A 15,697-nucleotide genomic window follows, 5' to 3' on the forward strand; every position below is an offset into this window, starting at 1 on the left:
GGGGCCCGACCTGAAACAGCGTTCCAGGCCGGGCAAGGGGCATCAGCTGGAGTGTTCGCTGTCGGCGTCCTGAGGCATTTCCCCGGCGTTGTCTTCTTGCCCCGGCAACTCGGTGATCACGCTGAAGTCGCTGACTTCCACCGCTCCCAGGCCATAGCCCAGCAAGTGGAAGGAGAAGGCCTTGCGGGTTTCCGGGTTGTCGAAGCTGAAGTCCATCTGCAACGGTTGGTCGGGAGTGACCAGCATCTCTTCCGGCAAGCCCAGGGGAACGTCCTGTTCCAGTTCCTTGCCCTTGAGCAGGATGTAGGCGTTCTGCTGCGGGTCGGCGGAGCGCACGGTGAAGCGCACCCGGGTCTGCGAGCCCTTGGGCATTTCCAGGTACTGGGCACCGATCAGGTTGTCGGCCCAGTCGTCCTTGATCTGCGCCTGCAGCGGGATGATCGCCGGGCTGCCGAACTGGTAGTGCTGGTTCAGCGGCGACTGCAGCAGGCTGCGGTCCAGGTGCGCAGCCCGGGCGCTGATCTGCCGTGCCCGCAGGCCGCCGTACTGGCCTTGCAGGCTGGCGCTGTCGGCGATGAAGCCGGGGCTGGCGTAGTAGCGGCAGCGTTGCTGGAAATCACACTCGGTGAAGGTGCCCTGGCCATCGTGGTAACGCAGCTTGCCGTTGGTGTAGGACATGATCTCCCGGCCCTGGGCATAGTCGCGAAACAGCGAGCGGCCGCTGAGGCTGGCGGGCACCGGCAGGGCGAAGTAGTCCAGCACCGAGGCACTGAGGTCGACGTGGCCGTAGGTCCCGGACTTGAGGTGCGGCAGCAGCGCCTGGTCCGGGGCGAGCATCAGGTTGAAGCCCCAGGACGAAGCCAGGCGCACGCCGTCGATGCCGTGGGACTCATCGGAGGTGATGATCACCAGGGTGTCCTTGAGCACGCCCTTGCGCTCCAGCCCCGTGAGGAACTGGTCGATGGCGTCGTCCAGGTAGCCGACCGCCGCCTGCTTCGGCGTGTCATAGCGCTCCAGGTAGTCCTCGGGGGCCGAGTAGGGCTGGTGGGTGCCGACGGTCAGCAGGGTGAGCATCCACGGCTTCTTGTTTTTCTTCAGCTGCTCGACGTAGCTCAGGGCGCCTTCGAAGAAGGCCTTGTCGTCCTTGCCCCAGGGGAATTCCAGGTAGTTGTCGTTCTTGAACCACTCCAGGCCATGGGTCGAATCAAAGCCGATGTGCGGCATGATCTTGTCCTTGGCCATGAAGCGCAGGCCGGCGCCCTGCAGGTAGTGGGTGTTGAAACCGAACTTGTGCATCTGCGCCGGCAGGCAGGCCTGGTTGCGCTGGCTCTGGGTGAGCATCTCGACGCCCTTGGGGGTGCCGTTGTCGAGCTTGTCGTAGTCGCCGCAGAGCATGGCGTACAGGCCACGGATGGTCTGGTGGCTGTGCAGCACGTAGTCCGGGGTGTTCATGCCGCGCTCGGCCCAGGCGCTGAGCTTGGGCATCAGGTCTTCCTGGTAGTGGCTGTTCAGGGCCTCGCGGTTGGTGCGGATATAGGCCCCGGGAATGCCTTCCAGGGTGATCAGCAGCACGTTGCGCGCGCGACCGGCGCTGGGCAGCAGCGGCTGGCCTTCAAGATCGAGGCGGGTCAGCCCGGTCATGGGGGGGGCTACATCGGCGACATCGCCTTGCAGCCAGTCTTCGACCTGCATCTGTGCATGGCCGGTGGCGGTGGCCAGGGCCTGGTGGGGCAGGTTGAACAGCTGCCACTGGTCGGCTTCGCTGGGCTTCAGGTACTGGGTGGTGCCATGGACCAGGAGCAGCCCCAGCGGCACGATCCACAGCGCGCGTGGCAGGGCCGGCAGCTGGCTTGCCCGGCTGCTGCGCTGAACCACCAGCCACAACACCAGCCCCAGCAGCAGGGTCAGCCCCAGCTCGGGGTGGGTCAGGCCGCCGCCGGTGGAGTTGCCGACAAATTGCGGGTCCACCAGGTAATGCAGGTCGGCGAGGTTGGGCATGCGCCCCACGGCGCTCACCAGCTCGGCGCTGACCAGGGTCAAGAGCGCCCAGACCAACAGCACCGGCAGCGCCAGCCACCAGCGGCGGCGATACAGGAGCAGGGTCAGCAGGCTGGCGCTGGCCAGGTCCGACAGATAGCCCAGCGGGTGGGACCAGCCCAGGGCCAGGCGCGCGCCCATGGGCACCAGCAACAGCAGGCTGAACAAGGCACACAGGGGGGCGAGGGGGTGTTGTAGGCAACGACGGATCAACTTCACAAATAACCTGCCTGTCATTAAATCTTCATGCAAATGTGCGCAATGGTAACAAGAGCAGCAGGCAAGACGTTTCTTATTCGTGGGGGGAATTGATTTCTCGGCGATCGGCGAATGGCTCTGGAGGCGTTTCAGACTGAGCTCAAGCCCCGTACTCAGGCGTCTGGCTGCGAGTGCGAAAAAAGGTTGGCAGCGGCGGGATTTACTATTTCAGGGTGTTAAAAAGCCGATTGCCCTGTGGCGAGGGAGCTTGTTCCCGCTTGCTCCCGCTTGCTCCCGCTGGGGCGCGCAGCGCCCCCGGTCGCGTCTACGCGGTGAGCCTGATAAACCGCGCCGGCAGGTTTTACGACCGCTACGCGGCCGAACGGGAGCAAGCTCCCTCGCCACAACAGGCCTTGTCTCCACAACAAGCCCTGAGGCCCGTGGGGTCAGACCACGGTGCCGAAGACGCTGCCCACGGCGGCGGTGAGGCCCATGGCCAGGGCGCCCCAGAGGGTCACGCGCCAGGCGCCCGGCACCACCTTGGCGCCGCCGGCGCGGGCCGCCACGGCTCCCAGGCCGCCGAGGAACACCAGGGACATGCCGGCAATCCACGGCACCACGCTGTGCGTCGGGGCAATGAAGGTCACCGCCAGGGGCAGCGCCGCGCCCACCACGAAGCTGGCCGCCGAGGCCAGGGCCGCCTGCAGCGGGTTGGCCGCCAGGGCCTCGCTGATCCCCAGTTCGTCGCGGGCGTGAGCCCCCAGGGCGTCGTGGGCCATCAGCTGCACCGCCACCTGGCGGGCCAGTTCCGGGTTGACGCCGCGGTTCTGGTAGATGTGGGCCAGTTCGTTGAGTTCGGCCTGGTGATCGCTGGCCAGCTCGGCGCGTTCCCGGGCCAGGTCGGCCTGTTCGGTGTCGGCCTGTGAATGCACGGAAACGTATTCTCCGGCGGCCATCGACATGGCCCCCGCCACCAGCCCGGCCATGCCGGTGACCAGCAGCGTGCCGTGGCTGGCGCTGGCCGCGGCTACGCCGATCAGCAGGCTGGCGGTGGAGACAATGCCGTCGTTGGCCCCCAGGACGGCAGCGCGCAGCCAGCCAATACGGTCGTTACGGTGCAGTTCGCGGTGTCGGTGCATGAATTTCATCGGCAATGGACTCAGGTGGATGGCATTGAACAATTCGTCGGGTGGGCCTGGGCTTCAGCGGGCCTCGATTTCGGCCTGCAACTGCCCACCCACAATAGACACTTCCCGCAACTGCCCGGCGTCGCGGATCACAAACAAGGCATCCATGCCACGCGCCTGGGCCAGCCGTGGCCCTTCGACTTCACCCAGCACCAGCAGCGCGGTGGCCCAGGCATCGGCCAGCATGCAGCTGCCGGCCACCACGCTGACCGAGGCCAGGCGGTTGTGCAGGGGCGCGCCGGTGCTCGGGTCCAGGGTATGAGCGTAGGACTGTCCGGCGATATCCACCCAGTGGCGGTAGTCGCCGGAGGTGGCGATGGCCGCATCTTCCAGCTCCATCACCCCCATGACCTGGCGTTCCCCGCGCAGGGGTTTCTCCACGGCCACGCTCCAGGGCTGGCCCCCGGGCTTGCGGCCCCGGGCGCGCATTTCGCCGTCGATCCCCACCAGGTACTCGCGGATGCCCGAGGCTTCCAGGGCCCGGGCCAGTTCGTCGACGCCAAACCCCTTGGCGATGCCGTTGAGGTCCAGGCGCAGTTTGCCGCGCTTGCGCAGGCGGTGGCGCCTGGGTTCCAGCACCAGGGCGCTGCCGGCACAGTGGCGGCGTTGCTGGCCCAGTTCACGCAAGGCCGGTGGTTCCAGGGTCCGCGGCGCGGGGCCAAAGCCCCAGTTCCGGACCAGGTCCCCCACGCCAATCTCGAAGGCGCCGTGCGATTGCTCGCTGACCCGCAGCGCCGTGGTGATGACCTGCATCAGCTCCCGCGGCACGCTGACCCAGCGGTGCCGGGGCGCGGCGTTGAGGCGGTTGAGATCGGACTGGGGGTTCCAGCCCGACATCTGCTGTTCGACCCGCGCCACGGCCTGGGCCAGGCGCTCGCCGAGGTCCTGGGTGGCGAAGCCCGGGGCGGCGTAGAACAGCGCGCTGTAGCGGCTGCCCATGGTCGGGCCGTTGAGGCTGTAGCGCTGCAGTGCGGCGGTTTCAGTAGACATCTTCACGGTAACGTCCTTGGGCCTTGAGGGTCAGTACGCTCAGGTTGAGCGGGGCCAGCACTTCGTCCAGGGCCTGCATCACGCCCTTGGCCATCTCCCGGCTGCCGCAGACCAGCACCTGGGCGCCTTTTTCCACCAGCCGGCGCAGCGCCAGGGCATCGGCCAGCAGCCGGTCCTGCACGTAGCCGCGCTCCTGGACCTGGGAGAAGGCCGCGCGCAGGGCGGTCAGGCGCCGGTCGGCGAGGTAGCCCTTGAGTTCCGGTTCGTAGAGGAAATCCGAAGCCGGGTGCCGCCCGCCCCAATACAGGTGCATCGGCTGCCGGGCCCGATTGCCGCGGATGAACCCCGCCAGGGGACCGATGCCGGTGCCGGCACCGATCAGGATCACCGGCTGCGCGCCCTGCGCCGGACGAAACTGCGGATTGGGCTGGATGAAGCCTTGGATCCGCGCGCCCAGTTGCAGCTCATGGAGAAAGCCCGAGCACAGGCCGCCCGGGTGCTTGCGCACGCAGATCTCCAGCACCCCGTCGGCGCGGCTGCTGGCCAGGGAATAGAAGCGTGGCTGGGCCGTGCCGGGGGGCAGGATGCCCACCAGGTCGCCGGCCTGGAACTCGGGCAACGGCTGCCCGCTGCCGTCGGCGGCCTTGAAGCGCAGGATCCGCGTCGGCGCCTGGACCTGATCGCCGTAGGCCACCGATTCCACCAGTTGCCACTCATGGCAGGGCAGGGCGTGGGCCTGATGCTGCAGGTCCAGGGGCAGGCCCAAGGCCTGGCCCAAGGCCTGGCCCAGGGCCCGGCCCCAGCGCTGGAACGCCTGGGGCGACTGGCGATCGATGGTTTCCAGGGGTAGCAGGCACTGCGCCGCGCCGGCGTCCAGGGCGTTCTGCACCTGTTCGGCAAAGCCGCAGAAACGCGGGAACTGCCGGTCGCCAAAGCCCAGCACGGCGTACGCCAGGTCGGGCGCCAGCGGCCGCTGTTGCAGGCGCGCGAGGAAGCCTTGGGCCGAGGCCGGGGCATCGCCGTCGCCGTGGGTGGCGGTGAGGATCAGCAACTGGCGGGCCTTGGGGTAGTCGTTGCGCAGTTGGTTCATTGGCGCGCTGTGGACTCGGCGTCCCGCCGCCACCAGGGCCTGCTGCAGGGTCCGGGCAAAGCCCCAGGTACCGTTGCTTTCGCTGCCCACCAGGATCACGCAGTCGGCGGTGTCGGCCGGGCAGTTGTCGTCGATCGCCACCGCGTCGCGACGCCGGCGCCACCACAGCCACAGGCCGGTGAGGCTCATCAGCGGTACCCCCAGGGCGCTGACGCCCAGCAACAGGCCCAGCCACCACAGGCCTTCGCCGGTGTGCAGTTGATAGATGAACCCGGCAACCTGCTGCATTGCGCCCTCGGGCTGGAAGGCCAGCAGGGCGCCGCTGGCCGGGTCGACATAACCTTCGCCGCTGCGGGTGCGCAGGCTGTAGGGATCCTGGGGGTTGCCAGGGGCGGGGTAGACCAGCTCGCGCAGATCGTTGAGGTCCACGGCCTGCAACGCCGAGAGACTCTCCACCGGCAAGGCCGGGCCGGCGCTGATCGGGGTCGGCAAGGCGGGCTGGCTCTGGCCGTCGTCGGCGATCAGGCCCAAGGTGCTGGCCGACAGGTACAGCCCGCTCAAGGCCGACAGCAGCAGGCCAAGGATCGTCAGGCGCCCCACCTCGGCGTGCCAGCGCTGGCTGAAACTGCCGCGCAACGGCCGCAGCAGCTTGCCCCAGCCACCGGCGCGGCGTGCCAGCAGCACCGCGCCGGACGCCGACAGCAACAGCATCGCCAGGGCGCCCAGCGCCGACACGACATGCCCCGGGGTGTCGAGAAACAGCGAGCGGTGCAGTTCCTTGACCCAGCGGGCAAAGGCCGAGGGCGTGTAGGGCGCGAGCACCGCGCCGGTCCGTGGATCGACGCTGCTGGCCAGGGTCTGGCCATGCTCGTGGTGGTAGACGATCAGCGTGCCCGAAGGCGTGCGGCGGATCTGTTCGACCCCGTTCAACTGGCCGGCCACGCGTCCGGCCAGCTGCGCGACGCTGACTTCAGCCGCCGCCGGTGGTGGCGTGTGCAGGCGTTCCAGGGCCGGGTTCAGCGCCAGGGTCGCGCCGCTGATGGCCAGCAGCATCACCAGCAGGGCGGCCAGCAGTCCGGGGATTGAGTGCAACGAGCGCAACATGGTCGGGCCTCCTCGGGGCGCGGGGCTTACAGGTCGTAGCGCAGGGACTGCACGTAGGTGCCGCCACTGGCGGGTTGCCCGCTGCCCTTGAGGGTCAGGGGCAGGACCACGTCGGCGCGCACGTCGCGCTGGTCTTCCACGGCGCTGTCGATGCGGATCTGATACCCGGCGTCGATCAGGCTGTCCGCCAGTTCGGTGCTGACCGTCAGGGTCTCGCCGCTGCCGACGCTGGCGCCGGTGACACCGTCGTACTGGCCGGCGGCCGCGCCGCCACCACGGGCCCAGTCCGGCAGGTGCTTGTAGTACTTGGCCTTCTTGCCGGCTACCCACAGGGTTTTCTGGTAGGCGCCGTTGGCGTCGGTGAGGTAGATCGCCAGGTAAGCACCGTTGCCGCTGTAGGGCTTGAGCTGGGTGCTCAGGGTCACTTCACGGGCCTGGGCCAGTGCCGGCAGGGCCAGGGCCGCGGTGAGGCAACCGGCGATCACAAGCTTGTTCATGAGGCTGTCCTTTTTTGCTGAATGTGGCCGCAGCCTGGGCCGCCTAGCTGACAGCAACCTGAAGGCCGGGAAAAAACTTCAGGCCGGGGCGCTCACGGTGACCCGGGCTTTTGCTGATCTGCCTCGCATCGCGCGGGCGCGACACTGGCTACCCTGATCAGGCTGGCGGCTTCTTCAGATTCGCGTCAGGTTCAGCGGTTAAGGTGCAGCACCACACAGGTCAAAGGAGAGCGTCGATGCGGGTGTTATTGGTCGAGGATGCGGCAGGGCTGGGGGACGCGGTGCGCGAACAGATTGCCGACGATGGCCACGCGGTGGATTGGGTGCAGCGCCTGGAGCAGGCCCGGGCCAGCGTCGCCAGCACGCCCTACGACCTGATCCTGCTGGACCTGATGCTGCCTGACGGGCGCGGCCTGGAGTTCCTGCGCCAGCGCCGCGGCGCCGGCGACGTGACCCCGGTGATCATCCTCACCGCCCAGGACCAGATTTCCGAGCGCATCGCCGGGCTTAATGCCGGCGCCGACGACTACCTGGTCAAGCCCTTCGACCTGTTCGAGCTGTCGGCGCGAGTCGCTGCGGTGGCCCGGCGCTACAGCGGCAACCCCAACCCGCAGATCCGCCTCGGCGAGCTGCACGTGGACCTGAACGCCCGTACGGTGCAGCGCGACGGCAGCATCATCGACCTGACCGCCCGCGAATGGGCGGTGTTCGAGGCCTTTGTCCAGCGCCCCAGCGCCTTGCTCTCCAAATCCCAGCTGGAGGAACGGCTGTATGCCTTCGGCGCGGAAATCGAGAGCAACACCATCGAGGTCTACGTCAGCCGCCTGCGCAAGAAGCTCGGCCGCGAGCTGATTGAAACCGTGCGCGGCATGGGCTACCGGCTGATGCCCGCATGAAGCGTCCCATCAGCCTGCAGAAACGCCTGAGCCTGGGCCTGACCCTGGGCATGACCCTGCTCTGGCTCGGGGCCACCGCCGGCACCTGGCTGGTGGTCCAGCACGAGCTGGACGAAACCTTCGACAGCGCCCTGGAAGCCACCGCCCAGCGCATCCTGCCGCTGGCCGCGCTGGAGATCGGCAACCGTCGCGGGCCGCGCCGGGCGCGGCACGTGGCAACCCTGAAGATGGACAGCGAATACCTGACTTACCTGGTGCGCGACGCCGACGGACGGATCCTCATGCGCTCCCACGACGCCAAGCTGAAGATCTTCAGCCACCGCCCAAGCCCCGGTTTCAGCACCACGGACAAATACCGCCTGTACAGCGCCAGCATCGAGAACGACTCGATCGTCATCGAAATCGCCGAGCCCCTGGCCCACCGGCGCGAGGCCTCGCGGGAGGCGTTGCTGGCCCTGCTGCTGCCCTTGCTCGGGCTGATTCCCATCAGCCTGGTGGGCACCTGGCTGTTCGTGCGCATCAGCCTGCGCAGCGTGCTGGCTTACCGGCGCGCGGTGGAATCGCGCGGCGTGGGCGACCTGTCGCCGATCCAGGTGGCGCGCCTGCCGGCGGAAATCGATCCCTTGGCCGAAGCGGTCAATCATCTGCTGGAGCGCCTGCGCAAAGCCTTGGAAGCGGAGCGCAGCTTCACCGCCAACAGCGCCCATGAACTGCGCACGCCCCTGGCCGCGACCCTGGCGCAGATCCAGCGCCTGCGCCAGGAAGCCCCGCAGGGACCGTTGCAGGTCCGGGCGGCGAAGATCGAGAACGCCCTGCGGGAACTGGCCAGGCTCTCGGAAAAGCTCATGCAACTGGCCAAGGCCGAAGGCGGCGGGCTGCTCTCGCAAACCCCCGAGGACCTGATTCCGTTGCTGGCGCATGGCGTGGAGGAGTGGAATCGCGGCGCGGCGGCGCGGATCAACCTGCAGTTGCCGGAAGTGGCCCGGGTGTGCACGGCCATCGATCCGGACGCCTTTGGCATCCTGCTGCGCAACCTGATCGAGAACGCCCTGAAATACGGTGATGCGGCGCAACCGGTAGAGGTCAGCCTCGGCGCCGACGGCTGCTTGCGGGTGATCAATGGCGGGCCGCGGGTGCCGGCGGAGGTACTGCAACGCCTGACCGAACGTTTCGTGCGTGGCAACAGTGAAACCAGCGGTTCGGGCCTGGGCCTGGCGATTGCCCAGAGCATCGTCCACGGCGTCGGCGGCCAGTTGCACCTGGCCTCACCGGCCAGCGGCCGCGACGACGGCTTCGAAGTTCGCGTGCACTTTCCCTTGCAGACGCCGACCCAACCGTAGGCGCTGGCTTGCCAGCGAAGGCGCCGGTTGGGGGCGGTGCAAGGCGTACGGGGTCATTCGCCGCGGATGTATTGCTCCAGCTGGCGGATCAGGTCGGCCTGTTCGGCAATCGCTTCCTTGACCAGGTCGCCGATCGACAGCAGCCCCAGCAACTGGCCGTTCTCCACCACCGGCAGGTGGCGCAGGTGGTTGTTGGTCATGATGCTCATGCAGGTTTCCACGTTCTGGTGGGAGTCCACGGTGATCACCGGCGAGCTCATGATCGCGCTCACCGGGGTGCCCACCGAGGAGCGCCCGTGCAGTACCAGCTTGCGCGCATAGTCACGTTCGCTGATGACCCCGACCACTTCACCCTTCTCCATCACCGGCAGGGCGCCGACGTTTTTTTCGGCCATCAGCATCAGCGCTTCCAGGACCATCTGGTGCGGGGCAATGGTGTGCACTTGCTGGTTGTGCTTGGCCTTGAGTTTCAGCAGTTCTGCGACGCTCTTCATGGGGCGCTCCGAGGGTTCTACGTGGGGCGGCGATGTACCGCCCTGAGGGGTTTCTAAAGAATCGTAGAGACTCGACCAACCGGCAAGGCTGAAAACGGCAGATAAACGGCGAAAAACGTCAGCCCGGGAATTTTTTTTCATCACGGCCCCGATAACGGGGCCGTGGCCGTCAGTGGAAGCGTTGCAGGGAGAAACTGTCCAGGTCGATTTCGCTGCGGCCGTCCACCTGCAACTGGGCCAAGGCTTCGCCAATCGCCGCCGAGTGCTTGAAGCCATGGCCGGAGCAGGCGCTGACCACGGTGACGTTGGCCAGGCGCGGGTGACGGTCGATGATGAAGCCCGAATCCGGGGTCACGGTGTAGGCGCAGACGCTGGCCTTCACCAGCTCCGGCGCCAGCCCGGCGATATGCGGGGCCACCAGCTCGCGGAACAGGCGCTGGGCGTCGGCGAGGCTGGGCTGACGGTCGAGGTGGTCCGGCTGGCTGCTGGCGCTGTACTGCTCGGTGGCGATTTTCACGCTGCCTTCGCCGGGAATCGGCGGGAAGCCATAGCAGGTGTCGACGTCGTCGGCGCTGTGGAGGATGAAGCTCGGCGAGCGGGCCGGGTAGTGTTGCGGCTCATCGAGGCGGAACCAGTACAACTGCTGGCGACAGACCTGCAGCAGGGTATCGAAGGGCGCCCCGAGCAGCTGCGCCGACCACATGCCGGCGCTGACGATGACCTGCCGGGCGCGAATTCGCGAACCGGCGCTGATGACGTCCACGCCCTCGGCGTCGGACTTGAGCTCCTGCACGGTCTGGCCAGTGATCAGGGTCGCCCCCAGTTGCCGGGCCCGGGTCAGTTGCGCGTCGATGCAGCGTTCCGGGCGGACAAAACCGCCGCCGGGTTCGAAGTAGCCCCGGGCACTGTCGGCCAGCGGGGCGAACTGTGGAAAGCGCTGGCGGATCTCGGCGGCGTCCAGCACCTGGTGCTCGATGCCGTAGTGCCGGGCCAGCGCAATGCTGTTGTCGGTGAAGTCCCGGGCCTGCGCCGGGCGCTGCGGGTCGGTGCTGGCGGTCATCACCAGCACCCCGCACTGTTCGAATAACGGCACGTCCAGTTCGGCTTCCAGCTCGCGCCAGATCTGCTGCGAACGGATCGCCAGCGGCACGTAGGCCGCGCCTTCGCCCACCGCCTGGCGGGTGATGCGCGTGTCGCCGTGGCTGGAGCCCTGATCATGAGGCGGGGCGAAGCGGTCGATGCCCGCCACCTTGACCCCGCGCTTGGCCAGTTGATAGAGCGTGGCGGCGCCCATGGCGCCCAGGCCTACGACGACAACATCGAATTCGGGTGTCTGCACGGCAAGATCCTTGAAGGGTGAAGGCTCAGCGACGGTTGATCGTGGCCAGGGTCATGGGCGCGATGATCCGGTGGAACGGCGCCACCGGCAGCATGTACAGGCGCCCCAGGCGGTTGTGCGGATGCACCACGGTGCTCAGCACCACCGGGCGCAGGCCCTCGGCGGTCAGGGGCTGGAGGTTGAGCGACAGGTGCACGTCCAGGTGCTTGTCGCGGTCCACCACCAGCACTTCGTCGGGGCGCTGGGAAACCAGGGTGAAGATGCCCACCCGGTCGCCGGGCCGGTAGTCCGCGTCGGGGCGTGACAGGTCGATGCGGGTCAGGCGCCCCAGGTCCTTGAGACCGAACAACTGCACCACGCGGTTGCGCAGGCCCATCATGCGGTCGATCCAGGCCGGGGTCTGGCTCATCAGGCACAGCAGGTGGCGCATGGCGCTGCGCTCGGGGTCTTCGGCCAGGGTGCGACGACAGTCGATGAAGCTCGCCCCCGGGGCCAGGGCGGCGATGCTGGCGTCATGGGGCAACGGGCAAGGGTGAACGGCGGATTTCATCGGTACGGCTCCCTGAATGCTGACCGCGCCGGCCGGCTTGCGCGGCCGCGCGAGTGATGGTCCTGATGATCGACGACGGCGGATTATGACCCAGGGCACGGCGCGGCAGAGCGGTTTTTTCGTTGCCGGCGCGCCTCAGTGCTGTGGCGCGGGCGGGCGCATTTCCAGCCAGCCAATGCTCTGCTTGCCGTAGCCGGTGCTGTCCAGCAGGCGCCGGGCATCGAACCATTGCTGGCCCTCGTGCTTCTGCCATTGCTCGCCCCAGCTGTTGAGCACCTTGAGGCCTTCCTGGCACGGGCCCTGGGGCGTGCACAGGCGGGCGTGACCATAGGCCACCAGGCTGTGCTGGTACTGTTCGGGGCATTTTTTCTGCCCGGCGTCGCGGTACAGGCAGACGTTGGCGATGATCACCGGGTTGCCAGCGTCGATCGCCTGGGTCAGGGCCGGGTACAGGCCGGCGAAGTGCTTCTGCTTGGCGGTTTCCGGCAGGGCGCGGATCTGCAGCTGGTCCTTGAGTTCGAAGAACGCCCGGCGGCTGGCGCGCCGGCATTCGGGGGGGATGATGATTGCCGCAAAGAAACCGCCGAAATTCGCCTGGCCCAAGGCCTGGCCGATGCCCCGGGCATCCCGGCTGGTGGCGTAGATCGCCTTGAGCTGCGCGACCTGGGCGTCGCTGGCCAGGCAGTCGGTGCAAGGCGCCTTGAGCCGGTTCTGTTGATAGAAGCCCCCCAGTGCCTTCAACACCGCGCGCTGGGCCTTGACGTCCTCGGCGCTGATGGCGCCGCTGGGCACGAACCTGTCCTTGAACAGCATCTCCTCGGAAAAGCACGCCTGGGACACCACATGCCCCACCATCAACGCGGCGGTTTCCAGGGTGTAGAGCGGGTCGCCGCCCTCGCTGATGTCCTCGTAGGAGCCGACGCTGTCCACCTCGCCCATGGGCTTGCGGCCATAGCGCGCCATGTCCAGGGGCGCCGCCAGCTGGTGCTTGTCGATCCGTGTGCAATCTTCCTTCGCCGCCTGGCACTGGTAGTAGTTGAATACTGCCGCGGCGCTGTGGCTGAAGCACAGGCCCAGGCCCTGTTGCGAGGTCGCCGGCGGCAGGTTGCCGATGACGTGCTCGCTGCCCGGGGCGGGCTTGGCCGTGCTGGGCAGGGCCACCAGCGCCAGCAGCGGTGGCGCGGCATGCAGGTGCAGCGGGATCAGGGCCGGAATCAGCCAAAGCGCGCGCCAGGGTGCAGGCATGTCGAAGGACCTGTGTCGGTCAGTGAGTGGTTGGGGCTTGGGGCCTTACCGGCTGAATCTAGCCAAGGTCATGGCAGCCTGCCACTGGGTGCTGCCGGGTTGGCGCGGTCTTTTTACCGCTGCTTGCAGGCTCGGCGTTGTGCAGCAGCAACTGACCGAACGCCTGGGCCGCCGTGGTTTTCTCAGCGCTGCTCCAGGCCAGCAGAAAACGCGCGCCGGGCAACTCCGGCAGGCCGTATTCACCATCGACGATGCGCAGGCCCGGGCGCAGGTCGCTGGCCATCTGCACCGTCACGCCAAGGCCGGCGAGCACCGCAGTGCGAATGCCTTCCTGGCTGGGTGAGCTGAACGCCAGATGCCAATTGACCGCGCTTTCGCCCAGAGCGTCCAGGCCGATCTGCCGATTGACGCAAGGCGCCGGTGCCAGGGCCAGGGGCAGGGAGGCCCCGGGCGTGAGGTTGAAGTGTTCGGCGGCGACCCAGACGAAGCGGGCGCTGCGCAGCACCTCGCCGCTGTCGCGCCGCCCCGGTTCCGAGAGCACCACCGCCAGGTCCAGCTCCCCGGCCTTGAGCATTTTGCGCAGGTCCAGGTAGGTGCCGACGCTGACGTCCAGGCGCACCTCGGGAAAGGCCCTGGAAAACTGGCACAGCAGCGGCGGCAGGCGCTCGCCCATAAAGGTCTCGGGCACCCCGAAGCGCACCACGCCCTTGAGCCGCGACGGCTGGAAGCGCCGGGCCAGGGCATCCAGGGAGGCGAGGATCTGTTGCGCGTGTTGCAACACCTCCTGGCCGTCCTCGGTCAGGCTCAGGCGCCGGGTGGTGCGCAGCAGCAGGGGCCGCCCCAGTTGTTCCTCCAGCCGGCGGATCTGATGGCTGACCGCCGACTGGGTGAGGTTCAGGCGCTGGCCGGCGCGGGTGAAACCGGCGCACTCATGGACCGCGACCAGGGCCCGCAGCAGGGTGGGATCAATATTCAAGGTAAGGGCAGATTCATGATGGAAATTGCTGAATCCTACAAAATTTAATCATTTCCGTCATCGAGTGGCGTTACCCAGACTTGCGCCCTCAGCCGCTGCCGGCTGAAGCCTGCCAATCGCACCTGTGGAAGCCATCCGATGTCACGATTTTCTGCTCTCAACCCCCTTGCCCTGGCGGCGGTCTGCCTGGCCGCATTGATGTTCGGCCTGGAGATCTCCAGCGTACCGGTGATTCTGCCGCTCCTGGAAAGCCGCCTGCAGGGCGACTTCAGCGACCTGCAATGGATCATGAATGCCTACACCATCGCCTGCACCGTGGTGCTGATGGCCACCGGCGCCCTGGCCGATCGCTTTGGCCGCAAGCGGGTGTTTGTCTTCAGCATCGTCGCCTTCGGCCTGGCCTCGCTGCTCTGTGGCCTGGCCCAGGACATGACGGCGCTGATCGCCAGCCGGGCCCTTCAAGGCCTGGCCGGGGGCGCGATGCTGATCACCCAGGTGGCGATCCTGTCCCAGCAGTTTCGTCAGGGCCGCGAGCGCAGCCGGGCCTTCGCCGCGTGGGGCGTGGTGTTCGGCATCGGCCTGGGGTTCGGGCCGATCATTGGCGGAGCGATCCTGTCGCTGTCCAGCTGGCCGTGGATTTTCCTGGTACACGGGCCGCTGGCGCTGCTGACCCTGGGGCTGGCGGTGGCCGGGGTCGAGGAGGTCCGTCAGGCACGGGCCGGCAAGCTCGATAGCGTCGGCATCGTACTGCTGTCGCTGGCGGTGTTCGGTCTGACCTTTGTGCTGACCCAGGGCCCGACCCTGAGCCGTTTCAGCGCCCTGGCCGTGGTTCTGGCGACCCTGGCCTGCTTCGCTGCCTTTATCCGTGTCGAGCAGCGCAGCCGGCAACCGATGTTCGAGCTGGGGCTGTTCAGGAACCGCCGGTTTTCCGGGGCGTTGCTGGGTTCCATGGGTATGAATTTCAGCTTCTGGCCGTTCATGATCTACCTGCCGATCTACTTCCACGGCGCCCTGGGCTACAACAGCCTGCACAGCGGGCTGGCGCTGCTGGCCTATACCTTGCCGACCCTGGTCCTGCCGCCCGTGGGCGAACGCCTGGCCCTGCGTTTCGAGGCCGACTGGGTGATTCCTCTGGGGTTGTCCTGCATCGGCCTGGGCTTTGTGGCGATGTTTGGTGCCAGCCAGTGGGCCCTCAGCAGCGGCATGCTCATCCTGCCCGGCGCGCTGCTGGCGGGGATTGGTCTGGGCATCTGCAATACGCCGGTGACCAATACCACCACCGGGTCGGTGCCCGCCGATCAGGCCGGCATGGCCTCGGGGGTCGACATGAGTGCGCGGATGATTTCCCTGGCGCTGAACATTGCCTTGATGGGCTTGATCCTGGTGGCGGGGGTGGGCGCCTACCTGCGGCGTCACCTGAGTGGGGCGCTGGATGCCGGGCAACTGCGGGGTTGGGCGCAGCAGATCGCCTCTGGCCACGGTTCTTTGGAGGCTTTGCCGTGGCTGGCGGACGGTACGCCGCAGGTGGCCCTGGCCCATGGCTTTGGTTGGGTCATGCTGTACGGCGGCTTGTGTGTCTGGGGGCTGGCATTGCTCAGCCTGCTGATATTCGCCCCATGGCAGTCAAAGCCAGTGGAGTCGATCGCGCAGTAGCCGCTGCCGAGCGTCAGCGAGGTTGCGAAAGGGGCCGCAGGACCCTCTGTTGCCGGGGGGCGCCTATGCCGCCCCAGCCGTTCGCAGCCTGTGGCAGCAGG

General features: G+C 67.6%; 13 protein-coding genes. 3 read left to right on the forward strand and 10 right to left on the reverse strand.

The genetic code is table 11. The features are described from left to right. Positions 1-42 precede the first annotated feature (42 nt). The 5 genes from LXM55_RS28250 to LXM55_RS28270 form a co-directional block, all read right to left on the reverse strand. Positions 43-2,274 (reverse strand): LTA synthase family protein, encoded by a 2,232-nt coding sequence (locus LXM55_RS28250; RefSeq protein WP_233323411.1) that lies wholly within the window; start codon positions 2,272-2,274, stop codon positions 43-45. A gap of 407 nt (positions 2,275-2,681) precedes the next feature. Then, positions 2,682-3,383 (reverse strand): VIT1/CCC1 transporter family protein, encoded by a 702-nt coding sequence (locus LXM55_RS28255; protein WP_233323412.1) that lies wholly within the window; start codon positions 3,381-3,383, stop codon positions 2,682-2,684. 54 nt (positions 3,384-3,437) lie between these two features. Beyond that, on the reverse strand, positions 3,438-4,412 hold the full coding sequence (locus tag LXM55_RS28260) for an FAD:protein FMN transferase (protein WP_233323519.1): 975 nt from the start codon (positions 4,410-4,412) through the stop codon (positions 3,438-3,440). Beyond that, positions 4,402-6,606 carry a PepSY domain-containing protein gene (locus LXM55_RS28265; RefSeq protein ID WP_233323413.1) on the reverse strand — a complete coding sequence of 735 codons (2,205 nt, stop codon included), beginning with the start codon at positions 6,604-6,606 and terminating at the stop codon, positions 4,402-4,404. The genes LXM55_RS28260 and LXM55_RS28265 overlap by 11 nt, the downstream gene beginning before the upstream one ends. 26 nt (positions 6,607-6,632) lie before the next feature. Next, entirely contained in the window at positions 6,633-7,103 is a 471-nt protein-coding gene (locus LXM55_RS28270; RefSeq protein ID WP_233323414.1) for a DUF2271 domain-containing protein, read from the reverse strand. A 236-nt stretch (positions 7,104-7,339) separates the two neighbouring features. Here LXM55_RS28270 and LXM55_RS28275 point away from each other — a divergent pair, with 236 nt between their 5' ends. Both LXM55_RS28275 and LXM55_RS28280 read left to right on the forward strand, forming a co-directional pair. Then, positions 7,340-7,999: a response regulator transcription factor gene (locus LXM55_RS28275; RefSeq protein WP_233323415.1), complete on the forward strand. Its 660-nt coding sequence runs from the start codon at positions 7,340-7,342 to the stop codon at positions 7,997-7,999. After that, entirely contained in the window at positions 7,996-9,339 is a 1,344-nt protein-coding gene (locus LXM55_RS28280; protein ID WP_233323416.1) for a sensor histidine kinase, read from the forward strand. The genes LXM55_RS28275 and LXM55_RS28280 overlap by 4 nt, the downstream gene beginning before the upstream one ends. A 53-nt stretch (positions 9,340-9,392) precedes the next feature. Here the strand turns inward: LXM55_RS28280 and LXM55_RS28285 are convergent, their stop codons facing one another. The 5 genes from LXM55_RS28285 to LXM55_RS28305 form a co-directional block, all read right to left on the reverse strand. Further along, complete coding sequence (locus LXM55_RS28285; RefSeq protein ID WP_233323417.1) at positions 9,393-9,833, reverse strand: CBS domain-containing protein; 441 nt, start codon at positions 9,831-9,833, stop codon at positions 9,393-9,395. A gap of 169 nt (positions 9,834-10,002) precedes the next feature. Continuing rightward, positions 10,003-11,172: an N-methyl-L-tryptophan oxidase gene (gene solA / locus LXM55_RS28290; protein ID WP_233323418.1), complete on the reverse strand. Its 1,170-nt coding sequence runs from the start codon at positions 11,170-11,172 to the stop codon at positions 10,003-10,005. A 25-nt stretch (positions 11,173-11,197) separates the two neighbouring features. Then, positions 11,198-11,722, reverse strand: a complete 525-nt coding sequence (locus tag LXM55_RS28295; RefSeq protein ID WP_233323419.1) for a DUF2867 domain-containing protein — start codon at positions 11,720-11,722, stop codon at positions 11,198-11,200. 135 nt (positions 11,723-11,857) lie between these two features. Beyond that, on the reverse strand, positions 11,858-12,967 hold the full coding sequence (locus LXM55_RS28300; protein WP_233323420.1) for a hypothetical protein: 1,110 nt from the start codon (positions 12,965-12,967) through the stop codon (positions 11,858-11,860). A 58-nt stretch (positions 12,968-13,025) separates the two neighbouring features. Continuing rightward, positions 13,026-13,943: a LysR substrate-binding domain-containing protein gene (locus tag LXM55_RS28305; RefSeq protein ID WP_233323421.1), complete on the reverse strand. Its 918-nt coding sequence runs from the start codon at positions 13,941-13,943 to the stop codon at positions 13,026-13,028. A 138-nt stretch (positions 13,944-14,081) separates the two neighbouring features. On the opposite strand from LXM55_RS28305, the gene LXM55_RS28310 reads away from it, so the two are divergent. Then, positions 14,082-15,596: an MFS transporter gene (locus tag LXM55_RS28310; RefSeq protein WP_233323422.1), complete on the forward strand. Its 1,515-nt coding sequence runs from the start codon at positions 14,082-14,084 to the stop codon at positions 15,594-15,596. The last annotated feature ends 101 nt before the right edge of the window (positions 15,597-15,697 follow it).

The organism is Pseudomonas sp. Au-Pse12 (assembly GCF_021341665.1).
In the GTDB taxonomy this organism is placed as follows: Bacteria; Pseudomonadota; Gammaproteobacteria; order Pseudomonadales; family Pseudomonadaceae; genus Aquipseudomonas.

What these genes read in the sequence shown, in the direction of transcription:
- LXM55_RS28250 (WP_233323411.1), bottom strand. Translation starts at nt 2,274, where the DNA reads ATGACAGGCAGGTTATTTGTGAAGTTGATCCGTCGTTGCCTACAACAC.
- LXM55_RS28255 (WP_233323412.1), bottom strand. Translation starts at nt 3,383, where the DNA reads ATGAAATTCATGCACCGACACCGCGAACTGCACCGTAACGACCGTATT.
- LXM55_RS28260 (WP_233323519.1), bottom strand. Translation starts at nt 4,412, where the DNA reads ATGTCTACTGAAACCGCCGCACTGCAGCGCTACAGCCTCAACGGCCCG.
- LXM55_RS28265 (WP_233323413.1), bottom strand. Translation starts at nt 6,606, where the DNA reads ATGTTGCGCTCGTTGCACTCAATCCCCGGACTGCTGGCCGCCCTGCTG.
- LXM55_RS28270 (WP_233323414.1), bottom strand. Translation starts at nt 7,103, where the DNA reads ATGAACAAGCTTGTGATCGCCGGTTGCCTCACCGCGGCCCTGGCCCTG.
- LXM55_RS28275 (WP_233323415.1), top strand. Translation starts at nt 7,340, where the DNA reads ATGCGGGTGTTATTGGTCGAGGATGCGGCAGGGCTGGGGGACGCGGTG.
- LXM55_RS28280 (WP_233323416.1), top strand. Translation starts at nt 7,996, where the DNA reads ATGAAGCGTCCCATCAGCCTGCAGAAACGCCTGAGCCTGGGCCTGACC.
- LXM55_RS28285 (WP_233323417.1), bottom strand. Translation starts at nt 9,833, where the DNA reads ATGAAGAGCGTCGCAGAACTGCTGAAACTCAAGGCCAAGCACAACCAG.
- LXM55_RS28295 (WP_233323419.1), bottom strand. Translation starts at nt 11,722, where the DNA reads ATGAAATCCGCCGTTCACCCTTGCCCGTTGCCCCATGACGCCAGCATC.
- LXM55_RS28300 (WP_233323420.1), bottom strand. Translation starts at nt 12,967, where the DNA reads ATGCCTGCACCCTGGCGCGCGCTTTGGCTGATTCCGGCCCTGATCCCG.
- LXM55_RS28310 (WP_233323422.1), top strand. Translation starts at nt 14,082, where the DNA reads ATGTCACGATTTTCTGCTCTCAACCCCCTTGCCCTGGCGGCGGTCTGC.